This window comes from Pseudomonas sp. PA-5-4B (genome assembly GCF_021606215.1).
Taxonomy (GTDB): domain Bacteria; phylum Pseudomonadota; class Gammaproteobacteria; order Pseudomonadales; family Pseudomonadaceae; genus Aquipseudomonas; species Aquipseudomonas edaphica.
Genome location: NZ_WKDB01000022.1, coordinates 22844 through 39491, shown reverse-complemented (window position 1 = coordinate 39491; position 16648 = coordinate 22844). Strand labels below are relative to the sequence as shown.

The 16648-nt window shown below is 61.0% G+C and carries 16 protein-coding genes; 10 read left to right on the top strand and 6 right to left on the bottom strand.

What is annotated here, in order from left to right; genetic code table 11:
* Window positions 1-72: 72 nt before the first annotated feature.
* The 5 genes from miaB to lnt all read left to right on the top strand — a co-directional run bounded on the left by miaB (window position 73) and on the right by lnt (window position 5702).
* On the top strand, window positions 73-1401 hold the full coding sequence (gene miaB, locus GIW28_RS13115; protein ID WP_099547593.1) for a tRNA (N6-isopentenyl adenosine(37)-C2)-methylthiotransferase MiaB: 1329 nt from the start codon (window positions 73-75) through the stop codon (window positions 1399-1401).
* A gap of 165 nt (window positions 1402-1566) precedes the next feature.
* Window positions 1567-2571 carry a PhoH family protein gene (locus tag GIW28_RS13110; RefSeq protein ID WP_169987387.1) on the top strand — a complete coding sequence of 335 codons (1005 nt, stop codon included), beginning with the start codon at window positions 1567-1569 and terminating at the stop codon, window positions 2569-2571.
* Window positions 2564-3022, top strand: a complete 459-nt coding sequence (gene ybeY, locus GIW28_RS13105; RefSeq protein ID WP_056861975.1) for an rRNA maturation RNase YbeY — start codon at window positions 2564-2566, stop codon at window positions 3020-3022. The genes GIW28_RS13110 and ybeY overlap by 8 nt, the downstream gene beginning before the upstream one ends.
* A 43-nt stretch (window positions 3023-3065) precedes the next feature.
* Window positions 3066-3905, top strand: coding sequence for an HlyC/CorC family transporter (locus GIW28_RS13100; RefSeq protein ID WP_010206772.1), 840 nt, complete (start codon window positions 3066-3068; stop codon window positions 3903-3905).
* 273 nt (window positions 3906-4178) lie between these two features.
* On the top strand, window positions 4179-5702 hold the full coding sequence (gene lnt, locus GIW28_RS13095) for an apolipoprotein N-acyltransferase (RefSeq protein ID WP_026013602.1): 1524 nt from the start codon (window positions 4179-4181) through the stop codon (window positions 5700-5702).
* Window positions 5703-5856: 154 nt separating this feature from the next.
* Here lnt and GIW28_RS13090 read toward each other — a convergent pair whose 3' ends face one another.
* Complete coding sequence (locus tag GIW28_RS13090) at window positions 5857-6618, bottom strand: YdcF family protein (RefSeq protein WP_099547592.1); 762 nt, start codon at window positions 6616-6618, stop codon at window positions 5857-5859.
* 105 nt (window positions 6619-6723) lie between these two features.
* Entirely contained in the window at window positions 6724-7035 is a 312-nt protein-coding gene (locus tag GIW28_RS13085) for a hypothetical protein (protein ID WP_017136061.1), read from the bottom strand.
* Between the two features lie 262 nt (window positions 7036-7297).
* On the opposite strand from GIW28_RS13085, the gene leuS reads away from it, so the two are divergent.
* From leuS to GIW28_RS13060, 5 genes are all read left to right on the top strand, one after another.
* The gene (gene leuS / locus GIW28_RS13080; RefSeq protein WP_017136060.1) at window positions 7298-9904 is read left to right on the top strand and encodes a leucine--tRNA ligase; all 2607 of its coding nucleotides are present in this window, start codon (window positions 7298-7300) and stop codon (window positions 9902-9904) included.
* An 88-nt stretch (window positions 9905-9992) separates the two neighbouring features.
* Window positions 9993-10598 carry an LPS-assembly lipoprotein LptE gene (locus tag GIW28_RS13075; protein WP_017136059.1) on the top strand — a complete coding sequence of 202 codons (606 nt, stop codon included), beginning with the start codon at window positions 9993-9995 and terminating at the stop codon, window positions 10596-10598.
* A gap of 39 nt (window positions 10599-10637) precedes the next feature.
* Window positions 10638-11675: a DNA polymerase III subunit delta gene (gene holA / locus GIW28_RS13070; RefSeq protein ID WP_017136058.1), complete on the top strand. Its 1038-nt coding sequence runs from the start codon at window positions 10638-10640 to the stop codon at window positions 11673-11675.
* Window positions 11676-11903: 228 nt separating this feature from the next.
* The gene (arfA, locus tag GIW28_RS13065) at window positions 11904-12068 is read left to right on the top strand and encodes an alternative ribosome rescue factor ArfA (protein ID WP_003176285.1); all 165 of its coding nucleotides are present in this window, start codon (window positions 11904-11906) and stop codon (window positions 12066-12068) included.
* A gap of 61 nt (window positions 12069-12129) precedes the next feature.
* Window positions 12130-13455, top strand: coding sequence for a lytic murein transglycosylase (locus GIW28_RS13060; RefSeq protein ID WP_017136057.1), 1326 nt, complete (start codon window positions 12130-12132; stop codon window positions 13453-13455).
* 124 nt (window positions 13456-13579) lie between these two features.
* Here the strand turns inward: GIW28_RS13060 and GIW28_RS13055 are convergent, their stop codons facing one another.
* From GIW28_RS13055 to GIW28_RS13040, 4 genes are all read right to left on the bottom strand, one after another.
* Entirely contained in the window at window positions 13580-14512 is a 933-nt protein-coding gene (locus GIW28_RS13055; RefSeq protein WP_169987389.1) for a S66 peptidase family protein, read from the bottom strand.
* 119 nt (window positions 14513-14631) lie between these two features.
* Complete coding sequence (gene lipA / locus GIW28_RS13050) at window positions 14632-15633, bottom strand: lipoyl synthase (protein WP_057444888.1); 1002 nt, start codon at window positions 15631-15633, stop codon at window positions 14632-14634.
* 26 nt (window positions 15634-15659) lie between these two features.
* Window positions 15660-16307, bottom strand: coding sequence for a lipoyl(octanoyl) transferase LipB (gene lipB / locus GIW28_RS13045; RefSeq protein WP_017136055.1), 648 nt, complete (start codon window positions 16305-16307; stop codon window positions 15660-15662).
* Window positions 16307-16588, bottom strand: a complete 282-nt coding sequence (locus GIW28_RS13040; RefSeq protein ID WP_017136054.1) for a DUF493 domain-containing protein — start codon at window positions 16586-16588, stop codon at window positions 16307-16309. The genes lipB and GIW28_RS13040 overlap by 1 nt, the downstream gene beginning before the upstream one ends.
* Between the last annotated feature and the right edge of the window lie 60 nt (window positions 16589-16648).

Sequence of the window (16648 nt, the reverse complement as noted above, 5' to 3'; positions counted from 1 at the left end):
ATGCACAGCGCTAGGAACCAATGGGCATGCCCCCTATAATGCGCGGTTCTTTACCACCAGTTGACGATTCCCATGGCCAAGAAGCTTTACATCGAAACCCACGGTTGCCAGATGAACGAGTACGACAGCTCGCGCATGGTCGATCTGCTGGGCGAACACCAGGCCCTGGAAGTCACCGCCCGCGCCGAAGATGCCGACGTAATCCTGCTCAATACCTGCTCGATCCGCGAGCGTGCCCAGGACCGTGTGTACTCCCAGCTGGGCCGCTGGCGTGAATTGAAACTGGCCAACCCGGAGATGGTGATCGCCGTCGGCGGCTGCGTGGCCAGCCAGGAAGGCGCCGCGATCCGCGACCGCGCCCCCTATGTCGACGTGGTTTTCGGCCCGCAAACCCTGCACCGCCTGCCGGAAATGATCGACGCCGCACGCATCACCAAGCTGCCGCAGGTGGACGTGTCGTTCCCCGAAATCGAAAAATTCGACCATTTGCCCGAACCGCGCATCGACGGGCCGAGTGCCTATGTGTCGGTCATGGAAGGCTGCAGCAAGTACTGCACCTTCTGCGTGGTGCCCTACACCCGTGGCGAAGAAGTCAGCCGGCCGTTTGACGACGTGCTGTCGGAAATTATCCACTTGGCCGAAAACGGCGTGCGCGAAGTGACCTTGCTGGGCCAGAACGTCAACGGCTATCGCGGCCAGACCCACGACGGGCGCCTGGCCGACCTCGCGGAGTTGATCCGCGTGGTGGCAGCGGTGGACGGCATCGAGCGTATTCGCTACACCACCTCGCACCCGCTGGAGTTCTCCGACAGCCTGATCCAGGCGCACGCCGAGGTGCCGGAGCTGGTCAAGCACCTGCATTTGCCGGTGCAGTCGGGTTCGGACCGCATTCTGGCGGCCATGAAGCGCAACCACACCGCCCTGGAGTACAAATCCAAGCTGCGTAAATTGCGCGCCGCCGTGCCGGGCATCTGCATCAGTTCGGACTTCATCGTCGGCTTCCCTGGCGAGACCGAGAAAGATTTCGAGCAGACCATGAAGCTGATCGAAGACGTCGGCTTCGACTTCTCGTATTCGTTCGTCTACAGCCAGCGTCCAGGCACGCCGGCAGCGGACTTGGCGGATGACACGCCGGAATCGCTGAAAAAAGAGCGCTTGAACGCGCTGCAACATCGCCTGAACCAGCAAGGTTTCGAGATCAGCCGACAAATGGTCGGTTCGATCCAGCGCATCCTGGTCACCGACTACTCGAAAAAAGACCCGGGCGAATTGCAAGGGCGTACCGAGAACAACCGGATCGTCAACTTCCGCTGCGACAACCCGACTCTGATCGGCCAGTTTGCCGATGTGCACATCGATGCGGCGCAACCGCACTCGCTGCGTGGGTCGCTGATCAACTGACCTCAAGACATAGGAGGATCAAATGTGGGAGCTGGCTTACCAGCTCCCACAGTGGATCTTCATGGTTCTTGAGATTGAGCCAGCCTATATAAGTGCTTTCGCACGCCGAGCGCTGGCGTTATCCTCTCTTTCACCTAAACAGCCAAAGGGCGGCTAAAAGCAACCTTGAACGCACCCATAGCAGAACCCCATCGTTTCCTCCTCGAGCCGTTTGAGGCTCGCCGTTTCGCCAACCTGTGCGGACAGTTCGACGAGCACCTGCGCCTGATCGAACAACGCCTGAGCATCGAGATCCGCAACCGCGGCAATCAGTTCGAGCTTATTGGTGAACCCCAGCACACCACGTCTGCAGAAAACCTGCTGCGCCGCCTCTACCGCGAAACCAAGGGTAGTGAGCTGTCGCCGGAGACCGTGCACCTGTATCTGCAGGAATCCGCCGTGGAAGACTTGGCCAACAACCCGGTGGCCGAAGCCAGCGTGGCCCTGCGCACCAAAAAAGGCATGATTCGCCCACGCGGCTTGAATCAGCAGCGCTACGTCAAGGAAATCCTCGGTAACGATATCAACTTCGGCATCGGCCCCGCCGGTACCGGCAAGACCTACCTGGCCGTGGCCTGTGCGGTCGACGCCCTGGAGCGCGAGCAAGTGCGGCGCATCCTGCTGGTGCGCCCGGCGGTCGAGGCTGGCGAGAAGCTTGGCTTCCTGCCCGGCGACCTGGCCCAGAAGATCGACCCGTACCTGCGCCCGCTCTACGACGCGCTGTACGAGATGCTCGGCTTTGAATACGTGGCCAAGTTGATTGAGCGCCAGGTGATCGAGATCGCCCCGCTGGCCTACATGCGTGGTCGCACCTTGAACAACAGCTTCATCATCCTCGACGAAAGCCAGAACACCACGGTCGAACAGATGAAAATGTTCCTCACCCGTATCGGTTTCGGCTCCACCGCCGTGATCACCGGCGACGTCACCCAGGTCGACCTGCCCAAGGGCACCAAGTCCGGCCTGGCCCAGGTGATCGACGTGCTCAAGGACGTGCCAGGTATCAGCTTCACGCATTTCATGCCCAAAGACGTGGTTCGTCATCCGCTGGTGCAGCGCATTGTCGAGGCCTACGAGCGCTTTGAGCACCGCGATGACGTACCCGCCAAGGACGTGCGCCACGATGCTTGAGCTAGACCTGCAACTGGCCACCGAAGCGCCCGCCCCCAGCGAAGCGCAGTTCCGTCAATGGTGCGCCCTGGCCCTGCGCCAGCGCACCGCCGACTCGGAACTGACCATCCGCCTGGTGGACGAGCCCGAAGGCCGTGAACTGAATCACACCTGGCGCCAAAAGGATTACGCGACCAACGTGCTGTCCTTTCCCGCCGACGTGCCGGATGAGTTACTGGATATCCCGTTACTGGGCGACCTGGTGATCTGCGTCGAAGTGGTGGAGCGCGAGGCGAAGGAACAAGGCAAGGAACTTGAGGCCCACTGGGCCCATCTAGTCATCCACGGCTGCTTGCATCTCTTGGGTTACGACCATATAGACGATGACGAAGCCTGCGAAATGGAAACACTGGAACAAACGTTGCTTGCTGAACTGGGTCACCCTGATCCGTATGCAGACGACGAAAACTGAAACTACACATAACTGACACAACAAAGGATTTAGAGTAATCGCTATGAGCGAAGACCGATCGAGCAACGGGCAGAAGTCATGGCTGGGTAAACTGACCCAGGCTTTTGCCCACGAGCCGAAAAACCGCCAGGAGCTGCTGGAGCTGCTGCGCGAGGCCCATCAGAACAAGTTGCTGGACAGCGAAGCGCTGGCCATCGTCGAAGGCGCCATCCAGGTGGCTGACCTGCAGGTTCGGGACATCATGGTCCCGCGTTCGCAGATGATCAGCATCAAGGCGACCCAGACCCCACGGGAATTCCTCCCGGCCGTGATCGACTCGGCGCACTCGCGCTACCCGGTGATCGGTGAAAGCCATGACGACGTCATGGGCGTCCTGCTGGCCAAGGACCTGCTGCCGCTGATCCTCAAGGAGAACGGCGACAGCTTCAACATCAAGGACCTGCTGCGCCCGGCCACCTTCGTGCCTGAATCCAAGCGCCTGAATGTGCTGCTGCGCGAGTTCCGCGCCAACCACAATCACATGGCCATTGTGATCGACGAATACGGCGGCGTGGCTGGTCTTGTGACCATCGAAGACGTGCTCGAGCAAATCGTCGGCGACATCGAAGACGAGCACGACGTCGAAGAAGACAGCTACATCAAGCCGCTGCCCAGCGGTGATTTCCTGATCAAGGCGCTCACGCCGATCGAGAACTTCAACGAGTTCTTCGACAGCGAATTCTCCGACGATGAATTCGACACCGTGGGCGGCTTGGTGATGAGTGCGTTCGGGCACCTGCCAAAACGTAACGAAACCACCGAGATTGGCGCTTATCGCTTTCGCATTCTGAATGCGGATAGCCGTCGTATCCACTTGATCCGCCTGACTCCGATTGCCCGCTAAGGAAGGGGTGGGGCATCAGCTATTTCCTGTGTCGCGTTGCCCCTGAGAGCGGGCCAGGCAAGGCGCAGGCCGCAGGGAATGGCGTTCCCTTTTCAAGGCCTGCAACGCAGCATGGCCCGCTCTCAGGGGCAACCCGAAGGGCCGGGCCTGCTGCGGCACAGGGCTGCGTTACTCGTCGTTCATTTGGAAAAACCAAACCACACTCCTCGCGCCTTGCCCTGTGCCGCAGCAGGCCCGGCGCGACACAGGAAATAGCTGATGACCCACCCCTACATGCGCCGTCTGATTGCACCCGGCTGGCCCGGTAACCTGCTGGCCGTGGTGGCCGGCGCCATCACTACTCTGGCGCTGGCGCCCTTCGATCTGTGGCCATTTGCGCTACTGGCCGTCGGGCTGTTCTATGTGGGACTGCGCGAGCTGACGCCACGTCAGGCTCTGGGCCGTGGCTGGTGTTTCGGTTTTGGCCTGTTTGGCGCCGGCACCAGTTGGATCTACTACAGCATCCACCACTTCGGCGGCGCTTCGGTGTTGCTGGCCGGCTTTTTGATGCTGCTGTTTACCGCCGCGATTGCCTGGTTCTTCGCCCTGCCCGCTTGGCTGTGGGCACGCTGGCTGCGTCGCAATGAGGCGCCGCTGGCCGATGCGCTGACCTTTGCGGCGCTGTGGGTTGGCCAGGAAGCGTTTCGTGGTTGGTTCCTGACCGGTTTCCCTTGGTTGTACTCCGGTTACAGCCAACTCGATGGCCCGCTCACCGGCCTTGCGCCACTGGGCGGCATGTGGCTGATCTCCTTTGCCCTGGCGCTGACGGCGGCCGTGCTGTGCAACCTGCCGCGCCTGCTGGCAAGCAAGCGCAACGGCTTCATCGGCGCAGGCTTGGTGTTGTTGGTTGCACCCTGGGCCATCGGCCTGGCGCTCAAGCATCACGCCTGGACCTCGCCCTCGGGCGCCCCACTGACGGTGGCGGCGATCCAGGGCAATGTCGAACAGAGCATGAAATGGGACCCCGCGCAGATCGATGCGCAGTTGGCGCTGTACCGCGACATGAGTTTCAGCTCCAAGCCGGTAGACCTGCTGGTATGGCCGGAAACCGCGGTGCCGGTGCTCAAAGAGTCAGTCGAAGGCTACCTGGGCATGATGGGCAAGTTTGCCGCCGACCGGCACTCCGCGCTGATCACCGGCGTACCGATTCGCCAGGAAGTGCACCACCAGAAGCGCTACTTCAACGGCATCACGGTGGTGGGTGAAGGTGATGGCACTTACCTCAAGCAAAAACTGGTGCCTTTTGGTGAATACGTGCCGTTGCAAGACATGCTGCGCGGGCTGATCGCCTTCTTCGATTTGCCAATGTCGGACTTCGCCCGCGGCCCGTCCGATCAGGCGATGCTGCAGGCCAAGGGCTATCAGATTGCGCCGTTCATTTGCTATGAAGTGGTGTACCCGGAATTCGCCGCAGGCCTGTCGGCCCAGAGCGATTTGCTGCTGACCATCAGCAACGACACCTGGTTCGGCCGCTCCATCGGCCCGCTGCAACACCTGCAAATGGCGCAGATGCGTGCATTGGAGGCTGGCCGTTGGATGATCCGCGCCACTAACAATGGGGTGACAGGTTTGATCAACCCATTTGGGCAGATTACCGCGCAGATCCCGCAGTTCGAGCGTGGGATTCTCTACGGCGAAGTGGTGCCGATGCACAACCTGACGCCGTACCTGCAATGGCGCTCGTGGCCGTTGATCATTGTGTGCCTGGGCTTGTTCGGCTGGGCGCTGCTGGCGGGCCGGATGTCTAAAACCGTCTAACGAACGGCATAAAACCAATGTGGGAGCTGGCTTGTGTGGGAGCGGGCTTGCTCGCGAAAGCGGTGTGTCAGTCAACATATCGTCAACTGACACACCGCTTTCGCGAGCAAGCCCGCTCCCACATGAACCGCTTTCCACATTTGAAATTGCGGCGTTATCGGTAAAACACCCGATACCCCACCTGCCCCACCGCCTCATTGATCAACTGCCCGCTGCGCCACACTGACACAAACTCGGGCATCCAGCCGCCCAGCGGTCGCGCATTGTCTACGCCCAAAAAGCCCACCGGCCCTGGCACTACCGTAAAACCGGCCTTCTCGAAGCTCCATACCGCACGCGGCATATGCCAGGCCTGGGTCACCACCACCACGCGCTTGATGCCTTGCGGCAACAGGATTTCGGCGCTCATCTGCGCGTTTTCCCAGGTGGTGCGGCTGCGCTCTTCTTTCCAACGCACGGTGACGCCAAAGTCATCCTGCATCGACACCGCCATCAGCTCAGCCTCACTGGGTGGCGTGCCGTAGTGCAAGCCGCCGCTGGTCAGCACCGGCAAGCCGGAGGCCTTGGCCAGACGCGCAGCATAACGCTGGCGCTCAAGCCCAGTACCGGTGGGTTGATCGGAACCCCACGCGGGGTCACCGCGCTCACGCCCCGACCCCAGCACCACAATCGCGTCAGCGCGCTGGGCCAGCGTCGCCCATTCTTCACGGGCCAACGGCGGCTCGGTCTCCAGGGCATGCGCGCCCCATTGCACCATCACCGGCAGGCTGATCAACCACAGCCCCCCGAACCCCACGGCAAAGCAGCATCCGGCCAGGCGCGGGCGACTTTTACGCAACCACCAGGCAAGCGCCAGCAGCAGCAAAAAGAGGCCGGGCGGCAAGAGCAATTGTTTAATGAAATAACGAAAAGGCATCGGGCATCTCCAAAGATGCCCGAAGCCTAGATGCAACGGGGTTTAGCGACAATCTTTACCAACCTGTTTCGAGAACGACTCAAAGGATAACGCGGTGCTCCACGTTTACCGTGCGACCCGACGCTTATCGGGACCGCGACCAGCAGACACATCTTTCAGCCAGATCACCTTGGCCGAACGCAAAGGCTCTTGGGCGGGCGGGGCAGCCCGTTCCTGAGAGGCACGGTGGTGATTCAATTCCAGGTAGCACTTGATCAATTCAAGTTCAGCCTGGCTCAAGCCTCGCAACTCCAGCTCCAGAGGCCGCTCATCACGCAATCGGCCTGCGGTTCTTGCGGCATCCAATGCCCGACCCAAACGGTCGATCAGTCCTTCATACAATTGCGGTTTCATTAAAGTTCGCTGCGATTCAACCATCCCCTCACCTCATTGAAGATAAGACTCACTCCCCAATAAACAGCGTAGTCCCCATGGCTGCGCCTGCCTCGCGCCGCGACAGACGGCCCTCGCCGCGCAATCAGGGTTTCCCTCGATAGAGTGGGGTCATGTATGCTACGGCGCTTCCTGTAACTCCACTTCCCGCAGGGTTTGGGCACGGACGCGCCGCTTTTTGGTGTCGATCAACCTGAATGTTGTACCGAAGAGGATTAGGCCACCCCTATTCAGTTCAAAAGTAGCCATGCACGAACAATATCAGCCCCGTGAAATAGAAAATGCCGCCCAAACCTTCTGGGACGAGCAAAAGTCCTTTGAAGTCAGTGAACAGCCAGGCAAGGAGACTTACTACTGCCTATCGATGTTCCCTTACCCCAGCGGCAAGCTACACATGGGGCACGTGCGTAACTACACCATCGGCGACGTAATTTCCCGCTACCAGCGCATGCTCGGCAAAAACGTCCTGCAACCTATGGGTTGGGACGCCTTCGGCATGCCGGCGGAAAACGCCGCGATGAAAAACAACGTGGCGCCCGCCAAGTGGACCTACGAAAACATCGCCTACATGAAAACCCAGCTGCGCAGCCTGGGCCTGGCGGTGGACTGGTCCCGCGAAGTGACCACCTGCAAGCCCGATTACTACCGCTGGGAACAGTGGCTGTTCACGCGCCTGTTCGAAAAAGGCGTGATCTACCGTAAAAACGGCACCGTGAACTGGGACCCGATCGACCAGACCGTACTGGCCAACGAGCAGGTCATCGACGGTCGCGGCTGGCGTTCCGGCGCGGTGATCGAAAAGCGCCAGATCCCGATGTACTACTTCAAGATCACGGCCTACGCCGATGAACTCTTGTCGAGCCTGGACGACATGCCGGGCTGGCCTGAGCAGGTCAAGACCATGCAGCGCAACTGGATCGGCAAATCCAAGGGCATGGAAGTGCAGTTCCCGTACAACGTCGACTCGATCGGCGAAACGGGCGCACTCAAAGTCTTCACCACCCGCCCCGATACCCTGATGGGCGCGACTTACGTCGCCGTGGCCGCCGAGCACCCGCTGGCCACCCAGGCTGCACAGAACAACCCAGAGCTTTCGGCGTTCATCGCTGAATGCAAAGGCGGCAGCGTGGCCGAAGCCGACGTTGCCACCCAAGAGAAAAAAGGCCTGCCAACCGGCCTGTTCGTCGAGCACCCACTGACGGGCGAAAAACTGCCGGTGTGGGTCGCCAACTACGTGCTGATGCACTACGGCGATGGCGCAGTCATGGCTGTGCCGGCCCACGACGAGCGCGATTTCGAGTTCGCCACCAAGTACAGCCTGCCGATCAAGTCGGTCGTGCGTACCAGCTCGGGTGATACCAACCCGGCCCCGTGGCAAGACGCCTACGGCGAACACGGTACGCTGATCAACTCCGGTGAGTTCGATGGCCTGGACTTCCAGGGTGCCTTCGACGCCATCGAAGTTGCCTTGATCAAAAAGAACCTCGGTGCCTCGCGCACCCAGTTCCGCCTGCGCGACTGGGGTATCAGCCGCCAGCGCTACTGGGGCTGCCCGATCCCGATCATCCACTGCGAAACCTGCGGTGACGTGCCGGTGCCGGAAGACCAGTTGCCGGTGGTACTGCCCGAAGACGTGGTGCCGGATGGCGCCGGTTCGCCATTGGCGCGCATGCCTGAGTTCTACGAGTGCACGTGCCCTAAATGCGGCGCACCTGCCAAGCGTGAAACCGACACCATGGACACCTTCGTCGAGTCCTCGTGGTACTACGCCCGCTACGCCTCGCCACACTATGAAGGCGGCCTGGTAGAAAAATCCGCAGCCGACCACTGGTTGCCGGTGGATCAATACATCGGCGGCATCGAACACGCGATTCTTCACCTGCTCTACGCGCGCTTCTTCCACAAGCTGATGCGCGACGAAGGCCTGGTGAGCTCCGATGAGCCGTTCAAGAACCTGCTGACCCAAGGCATGGTGATCGCCGAGACTTACTATCGCCGCGAAGCCAATGGCGCCTACACCTGGTTCAACCCGGCGGACGTCGAGCTTGAGCGTGACAGCAAAGCCAAGGTCATCAGCGCCACGCTGAAATCCGACGGCCTGCCGGTGGAAATCGGTGGCACCGAGAAGATGGCCAAGTCCAAGAACAACGGCGTCGACCCACAGTCGATGATCGATCAGTTCGGCGCCGATACCTGCCGCCTGTTCATGATGTTCGCCTCGCCGCCCGACATGAGCGCCGAATGGTCCGACTCCGGCGTTGAAGGCTCGCACCGCTTCCTCAAGCGCGTCTGGCGCCTGGCGCACGCCCATGTCAGCCAGGGTTTACCGGGCAAACTGGACGTGGCGTCGTTGAGCGATGAGCAAAAAGCCATTCGCCGCAGCACCCACCTGGCCATCCGCCAGGCCAGCCAGGACGTGGGCCAGAACCACAAGTTCAACACCGCCATCGCTCAGGTGATGACACTGATGAACGTGCTGGAAAAAGCCCCGCAAGCCACCGAACAGGACCGCGCGCTGGTACAGGAAGGCCTGGAAGCTGTGGTGCTGCTGCTGGCGCCAATCACGCCGCACATCAGCCATGAACTGTGGAGCCGCCTGGGCCACAGCGACGCGGTCATCGATGCGCGCTGGCCGGTGCAGGATGACAGCGCGCTGGTACAGGACACATTGCAACTGGTTATCCAGGTTAACGGTAAACTGCGTGGCCAGATCGACATGCCTGCCAGCGCCAGCCGTGAAGACGTGGAAGCCGCAGCGCGCATCAACGAAAACGTGCTGCGCTTTACCGAAGGCCTGACGATCCGCAAAGTGATCGTAGTGCCGGGCAAACTGGTCAACATCGTCGCCAGCTAATCGGATCGGGCGCAGGGCTTGAGCCCTGCGCCGAACTAAACCTTTAAGGCCTCGATAAGGCCCACATGGTTTCAAGGGGAGCAACAAAATGATCAAACGCAATTTGCTGGTGATGGGCCTCGCTGTGCTGCTGAGCGCTTGCGGCTTCCAGCTGCGTGGCACCGCCACCAATGAACTGAGCATCAAGGAACTGGACGTCAGCGCACGCAACGCCTACGGCGAGACCGTGACCCAGCTGCGCCAGGCCCTGGAAAGCAGCGGTGTACGCGTCGGTTCCGGCGCGACTTACAAACTGAATCTGGTGGACGAGAAAGAAACCCAGCGTAACCTCAGCTACGCCAGTGCCGGCCGTGCGTCGGACATTGAGCTGAACACCCTGGTCGTCTATGAACTGCAAGGCCGCGACCACCTGCCATTGATGGGTGACAAGGTTGAAGTGCAGAAAGTCGTGAGCCACGACGGTAACAACCTGGTGGGCTCGGACTCCGAGATCATCCAGGTTCGCAAGGAAATGCGTCGTGAGGTGATCCAGCGTCTGATGATTCGTCTGCAACAGCTGACGCCAGAGAAACTGGCCGCCTTGCAACTGACCGCCGACAACAAGGCCAAGGCTGACGCCGATGCCCTGAAAGCTGCGCAAGAATACGAAGACAACACACCGAAACAATCGCCTGCCGAAGTCCCTGTCGAGTAAGCCAGACGGGGCGCCCCTGGCGCCCCGTTCGCCCCGCCTATGAAACTTGCCCCCGCCCAACTCGCCAAACACCTGCAAGGTGGCCTCGCGCCTGTCTACATTGTCAGCGGTGATGACCCGCTACTGTGCCAGGAAGCGGCCGACGCGATTCGCACCGCCGCACGCCAGCAAGGCTTCGATGAACGCCAGGTGTTCAGCGCCGACGCCAGTTTCGACTGGGGCACGCTGCTGCAAGCCGGTGCGAGCATGTCGTTGTTCGCCGAGAAACGCCTACTGGAACTGCGCCTGCCTTCAGGCAAGCCGGGTGACAAGGGCGCGGCGGCGTTGATGGAATACTGCTCACGCCCCGCTGAGGACACGGTGCTGCTGATCAGCTTGCCCAAGCTTGATGGCAGTGCGCAGAAAACCAAGTGGGGCAAGGCGCTGGTAGAAGGCCCGCAAACCCAGTTCATCCAGATCTGGCCAGTGGACAGCAACCAGTTGCCGCAATGGATACGTCAGCGCCTGTCGCAATCAGGGCTGTCGGCAACGCAAGATGCCGTCGAGCTCATCGCCGCCAGGGTCGAGGGCAACCTGCTTGCCGCCGCCCAGGAAATCGAAAAGCTCAAGCTGATGGCCGAAGACGGGCAGATCACCGTCGAAACCGTCCAGGGCGCAGTCGCTGATAGCGCGCGCTTTGATGTGTTCGGGTTGGTGGACGCGATTCTCAATGGCGAACCCGCCCACGCCCTGCGCATGCTCGAAGGCTTGCGCGGTGAAGGTGTGGAACCGCCGGTGATTCTGTGGGCGCTGGCTCGAGAGTTGCGAGTGCTGGCCAATATTGCCCTGCAATACAGCCAAGGCACGCCGCTGGACAAATGCTTCAGCCAGGCCAGGCCGCCGGTGTGGGACAAGCGCAAACCACTGATGAGCAAAGCCCTGCAACGCCACTCGGCGCAACGCTGGGCGCAGCTGTTGTTGGAAGCGCAACGCATCGACGCGCAGATCAAAGGCCAGGCGGCAGGTTCGCCGTGGATGAGCCTGAGCCGTTTGTCACTGTTGATGTCTGGCCAACGCCTGACACTCCCCGCCGAATAACCCCACTGTCCCTTGTGGGAGCTGGCTTGCCTGCGATAGCGGTGTGTCAGCCACTACATTTTTGCTGATGGACCGCTATCGCAGGCAAGCCAGCTCCCACATTGACCGTGCCCACTTGAATAGGTGAAACCACCTACACATCGCAGGGCTTTACAGCCGCGCCACTTCGGCAGATGATTTGCACCGCTTCACCCCACCTCAAGCCCCCACCTCGAGAGAGTACCGACCATGAGCAAAAAGCCATCCAAGCATGGCCCCAACAAAGCCAAATCCATCATCGCCCAGCCACTGTTCCGCAGCCGTCAGGAACGCGCCGGCAAGGGCAAAGGCAGCTACCGCCGCGAAGCCTTCCAGTCTAATAGCTGGGAGGCTTCTTACTTTCTGGCTGCCTGAAGGCAAGCGCCCCTCCGGCATGATAAGGTCTGTACTTGATTTGTAATCCCTGGACCTGTGCATGCCCTCTAGCCTTTCCCGTCGTTGGCACCTTCGCCAATTGATTGCTGCCTCCAGCCTCATTCTGCTTGTCGCCTGCGCCGAGAAACCCACCGCCGCGGACGCGCAACCCCTGCCAAAGCTCCAGACCGTGCCTGCCGTCGCGCCTGCCGTGGTCCCCCCTTTGGCCGTGGACAATCTTGATATCCAGCCGACCCAGACCTTTGCCGAATGGCAGGCTGGCTTTCGTGCGCAAGCCCTGAGCGCGGGGATCACACCCGCCGTCTTCGATAACGCCTTTGCTGGCGTGACGCCCGACATGGCGGTGATTCGCGCCGATCGCAGCCAACCGGAATTTTCCCGCCCGGTGTGGGAATACCTCGACGGTGCCCTGTCGCCAGTACGCGTGCGTAATGGCCAAGCGTTGCTGATCAAATACGCCGATATCCTGCAGCGCATCGAAGAGCGTTATGGCGTTGATCGCCAGGCGCTGGTTTCGGTGTGGGGCATGGAAAGCAACTTTGGCCAGTTCCAGGGCAATAACTCGGTGATCCGTTCGCTCGCGACCCTGGCCTATGAAGGCCGCCGCCCGGCATTCGCCCAGGCGCAACTGCTGGCGGCGTTGCAGATCATCCAGCATGGCGATATCTCTGCCGACCAGATGAAAGGTTCGTGGGCCGGGGCCATGGGCCAGACCCAGTTCATCCCGACCACCTACAACACCCATGCCGTGGATTTCGATGGCGACGGTCGCCGCGATATCTGGAACAGCCCGGGCGACGCCCTGGCCTCCACTGCGCACTACCTGCAAAGCTCCGGCTGGCAACGCGGCCAGCCGTGGGGCTTTGAGGTGAAACAACTGCCGACGAACTTCGATTACGCCCTGGCCGACGGCGGCATACGCAAGACCGTTGGCGAGTGGATGAGACTCGGTATCCAGCTGCCACCTGGCGCGAGCATGCCACCGAACGTCGAGCACCTGTCAGCTGCCCTGCTGCTGCCGGCCGGCTACCGTGGCCCAGCGTTCCTGGTGCTGGATAACTTCCGCGCGATCCTCAAGTACAACAACTCGTCGTCCTACGCGCTGGCCGTAGGCCTGTTGTCGGAGCGGTTTGCTGGCGGCGGAGTGATTCGTGGCGATTGGCCCAAGGATGAGCTGCCGCTGAGTCGCTCCCAGCGTATCGACCTGCAGACGGTGCTGAGTGCCAAGGGCTATGACGCGGGCAACCCGGACGGGATTATCGGCGCCAACACGCGCAAGGCGATCCGGGCGGCGCAGCAGTCGTTGGGTTGGCCTGCGGATGGGTTTCCGACGGTGAAGCTGCTGGAGTCGTTGCAGAGCCGCTGAGACCACGATCGTTCCCACGCTCCGCGTGGGAATGCCGCCTTGGACGCTCTGCGTCTGCTCTTGAGGGGGTGACGCGGAGCGTCACGGGATGCATTCCCACGCAGAGCGTGGGAACGATCGACGCTCAGGGCTTGAACACTACATCCTGCTCCAACACCAACTGCTGCTCCCCCGCATCCAGACGCACCAGCGCGCCCATCGGCAGCGTCAGGTTCGGATCGCAGTGCCCGCTGCGCCAGCCGGACAACACCGGAATGCACAGCGGCTCGAAGGTCTGCTTGAGCAGCCGCTCCAACGCCGCCTTATCCACCCCCGATACATCCCCGACCAACACGCCGGCCACCTGAGCCAGTTTGCCCGCCAGGCGCAAGTGCGTCAGCAGCCGGTCAATTCGGTAGAGTGGCTCGTTGACGTCTTCGATAAACAGAATGATGCCTTCGGCGTCGATCTCAAACGCCGTGCCCATTACCGCGGCAATCATCGACAGGTTGCCGCCGAGCAAACGCCCGCAGGCGACACCCGGCTCAATCGTGGTCAGTGGGTAAGCAACCGGGTGTGCCAGCACGCTGCACTCGCTCAGTTGCCCACGCAACATGCTGAACAACGACGACTCGGTGGGCTGCTGCTTGTCACCGAGCAGATCGGCATTGAGCATCGGCCCGTGAAAGGTCACAAAACCCGCGTAGCGGTTGATGGCCAGGTGCAACGCGGTGATGTCGCTGTACCCCACAAATGGCTTGGGGTTGGCTCTAATCAGGTCAAAATCGAGCCGATCCAATAGTCGCGGGGTGCCATAGCCGCCACGCAGGCAGAAGATGGCATCGATTTCGGGATCGGCAAACGCCGCATGCAAATCGCGCAGGCGCACCTCGTCGCTGCCGGCCAGGTAGCCATCGCGCTCATACACACCGGGGAATATGCGCAGCTCATGGCCACGGGCGCGCATCCACTGGCCGGCTTTTTCAACATCCAGTGCGGCAGGGCCGGCGGGGGCAATCAGGCCAATTACGCCTTCGGTGCGCAGGGCAGGCACGGCAGCCGCGAGTTGAGTCGTCATCCATGGTTCTCCGTGGTTGGATACCCAGGCACTCTAGCCAGTGATGGTTGCAAACAGAAGGGAGAAAAGGAGGGAAACTCTGTAGGAGCAGTTCGGCTGCTCCTACAGAGGGGAAACGCTTACGAAACCAGGCTCGCCTTGACCAGCTTGGCTTGCTCATCGGCGTGGTACGAGGAACGTACCAGCGGGCCCGAAGCCACGTTCTTGAAGCCCATCTTGTAACCTTCCTCGGCGAACCAGGCGAAGGTGTCCGGGTGCACAAAACGCTGCACCGGCAAGTGGCTGCGCGACGGTTGCAGGTACTGGCCCAGGGTCAGCATGTCGATGTCGTGTTCGCGCATGCGCTTCATGACTTCGATGACTTCTTCGTCGGTCTCGCCCAGGCCCAGCATCAGCCCGGATTTGGTCGGGATGTGCGGCATCATCTGCTTGAATTTTTGCAGCAGGGTCAGCGACCACTGGTAGTCCGAACCTGGGCGCGCAGCTTTGTACAAACGTGGCACGGTTTCCAGGTTGTGGTTGAACACATCCGGTGGCTCGGCCGCGGTGATTTCCAGCGCGACGTCCATGCGGCCACGGTAGTCCGGCACCAGGGTTTCGAGCATCACGTTCGGCGACAGCTTGCGGATCTCGCGGATGCAGTCGGCAAAGTGCTGGGCACCGCCGTCACGCAGGTCGTCGCGGTCTACGGAGGTGATGACCACGTATTTGAGTTTCAGGTCGGCAATGGCAATAGCCAGGCTTTCCGGCTCGTTGACGTCCAATGGCTTCGGCCGGCCGTGGCCAACGTCGCAGAACGGGCAACGACGGGTGCAGATGTCACCCATGATCATGAAGGTGGCGGTGCCGCCGGAGAAGCATTCGCCCAGGTTCGGGCAGGAAGCTTCTTCGCACACGCTGTGCAGTTTGTGTTTGCGCAGCAGGGCCTTGATACGGTCGACTTCCGGCGAAACCGGGATGCGCACGCGGATCCAGTCAGGCTTCTTCGGCAGTTCGGTGGTCGGGATGATTTTCACCGGGATGCGTGCAACCTTCTCGGCGCCGCGCAGCTTGACGCCGGCTTCGACCTTGGCACGCGGGGCCGGGGCCGGACGCTCGGTGATGTCCAGCGTCGGGATCATGGTTTGCACTGCATCAGTAGTCATAATCAGTCGATTCCGCCCGTAAGGGTCGTCTGCTCAGCATAGTCGAGGTGTTTGACGAGCTGCGCACGCAGCCGGGCACTTACCTCGGCAAATTTAATCGGTGTGGCGTGGTCGCTCAGTTGAGTCATCGCCAGCCCGGCGTAACCGCACGGGTTGATGCGCCGAAACGGCGCCAGGTCCATGTCCACATTCAGGGCCAGGCCATGAAAGGAACAACCATGGCGAATGCGCAAACCGAGGGAGGCGATTTTCGCGCCGTCCACGTATACACCGGGTGCATCGGGCTTGGCCGCGGCAGTCACGCCGTAACTGGCCAACAGCTCGATCAGGCAAGCCTCCATGCGGCTTACCAGGTCACGCACGCCAAAACCCAGCTTGCGCACGTCCAGCAGCAAATAGGCCACCAGCTGACCAGGGCCATGGTAAGTCACTTGGCCACCTCGGTCGACCTGCACCACCGGAATATCACCCGGCAGCAGCAGATGCTCAGCCTTGCCGGCCTGGCCCTGGGTAAAGACCGGCGGGTGTTCTACCAGCCAGATTTCATCCGGGGCCGAGGTGCCGCGCTCGTTGGTGAAGCGCTGCATGGCATGCCAGACCGGCTCATAGGCCATCTGGCCGAGCTCGCGAAAGCCCAAAACCTGTGACATCACAACACCATGTGCACGAAGCCGGTGGCCCGCAGTTCACTGTTGATGTCGTAGAGCTGGTCTTGACCGGTTGCCACGATGTGCAACTGGATCGTGGTGTACTTACCGTTGGAACTCAAACGCTCGTCCACCCGGTTGTCGTTGATCGTCGCGTGTTTACGCACGATCTCGAGAATCTTGTCTTTGTTGCCCACACCGGTATCGCTGATCACCTTGACGGGATAGTCCACGTTGGGGAATTCGATCTTTGGCGCCTTTACTTCTACTTCTTTATCGGTCATGGCAGAACAGCCTCGTAAGCGCTAAGCCGTGGCGACGGGCAAAGCCCCGCGCTGGATCAA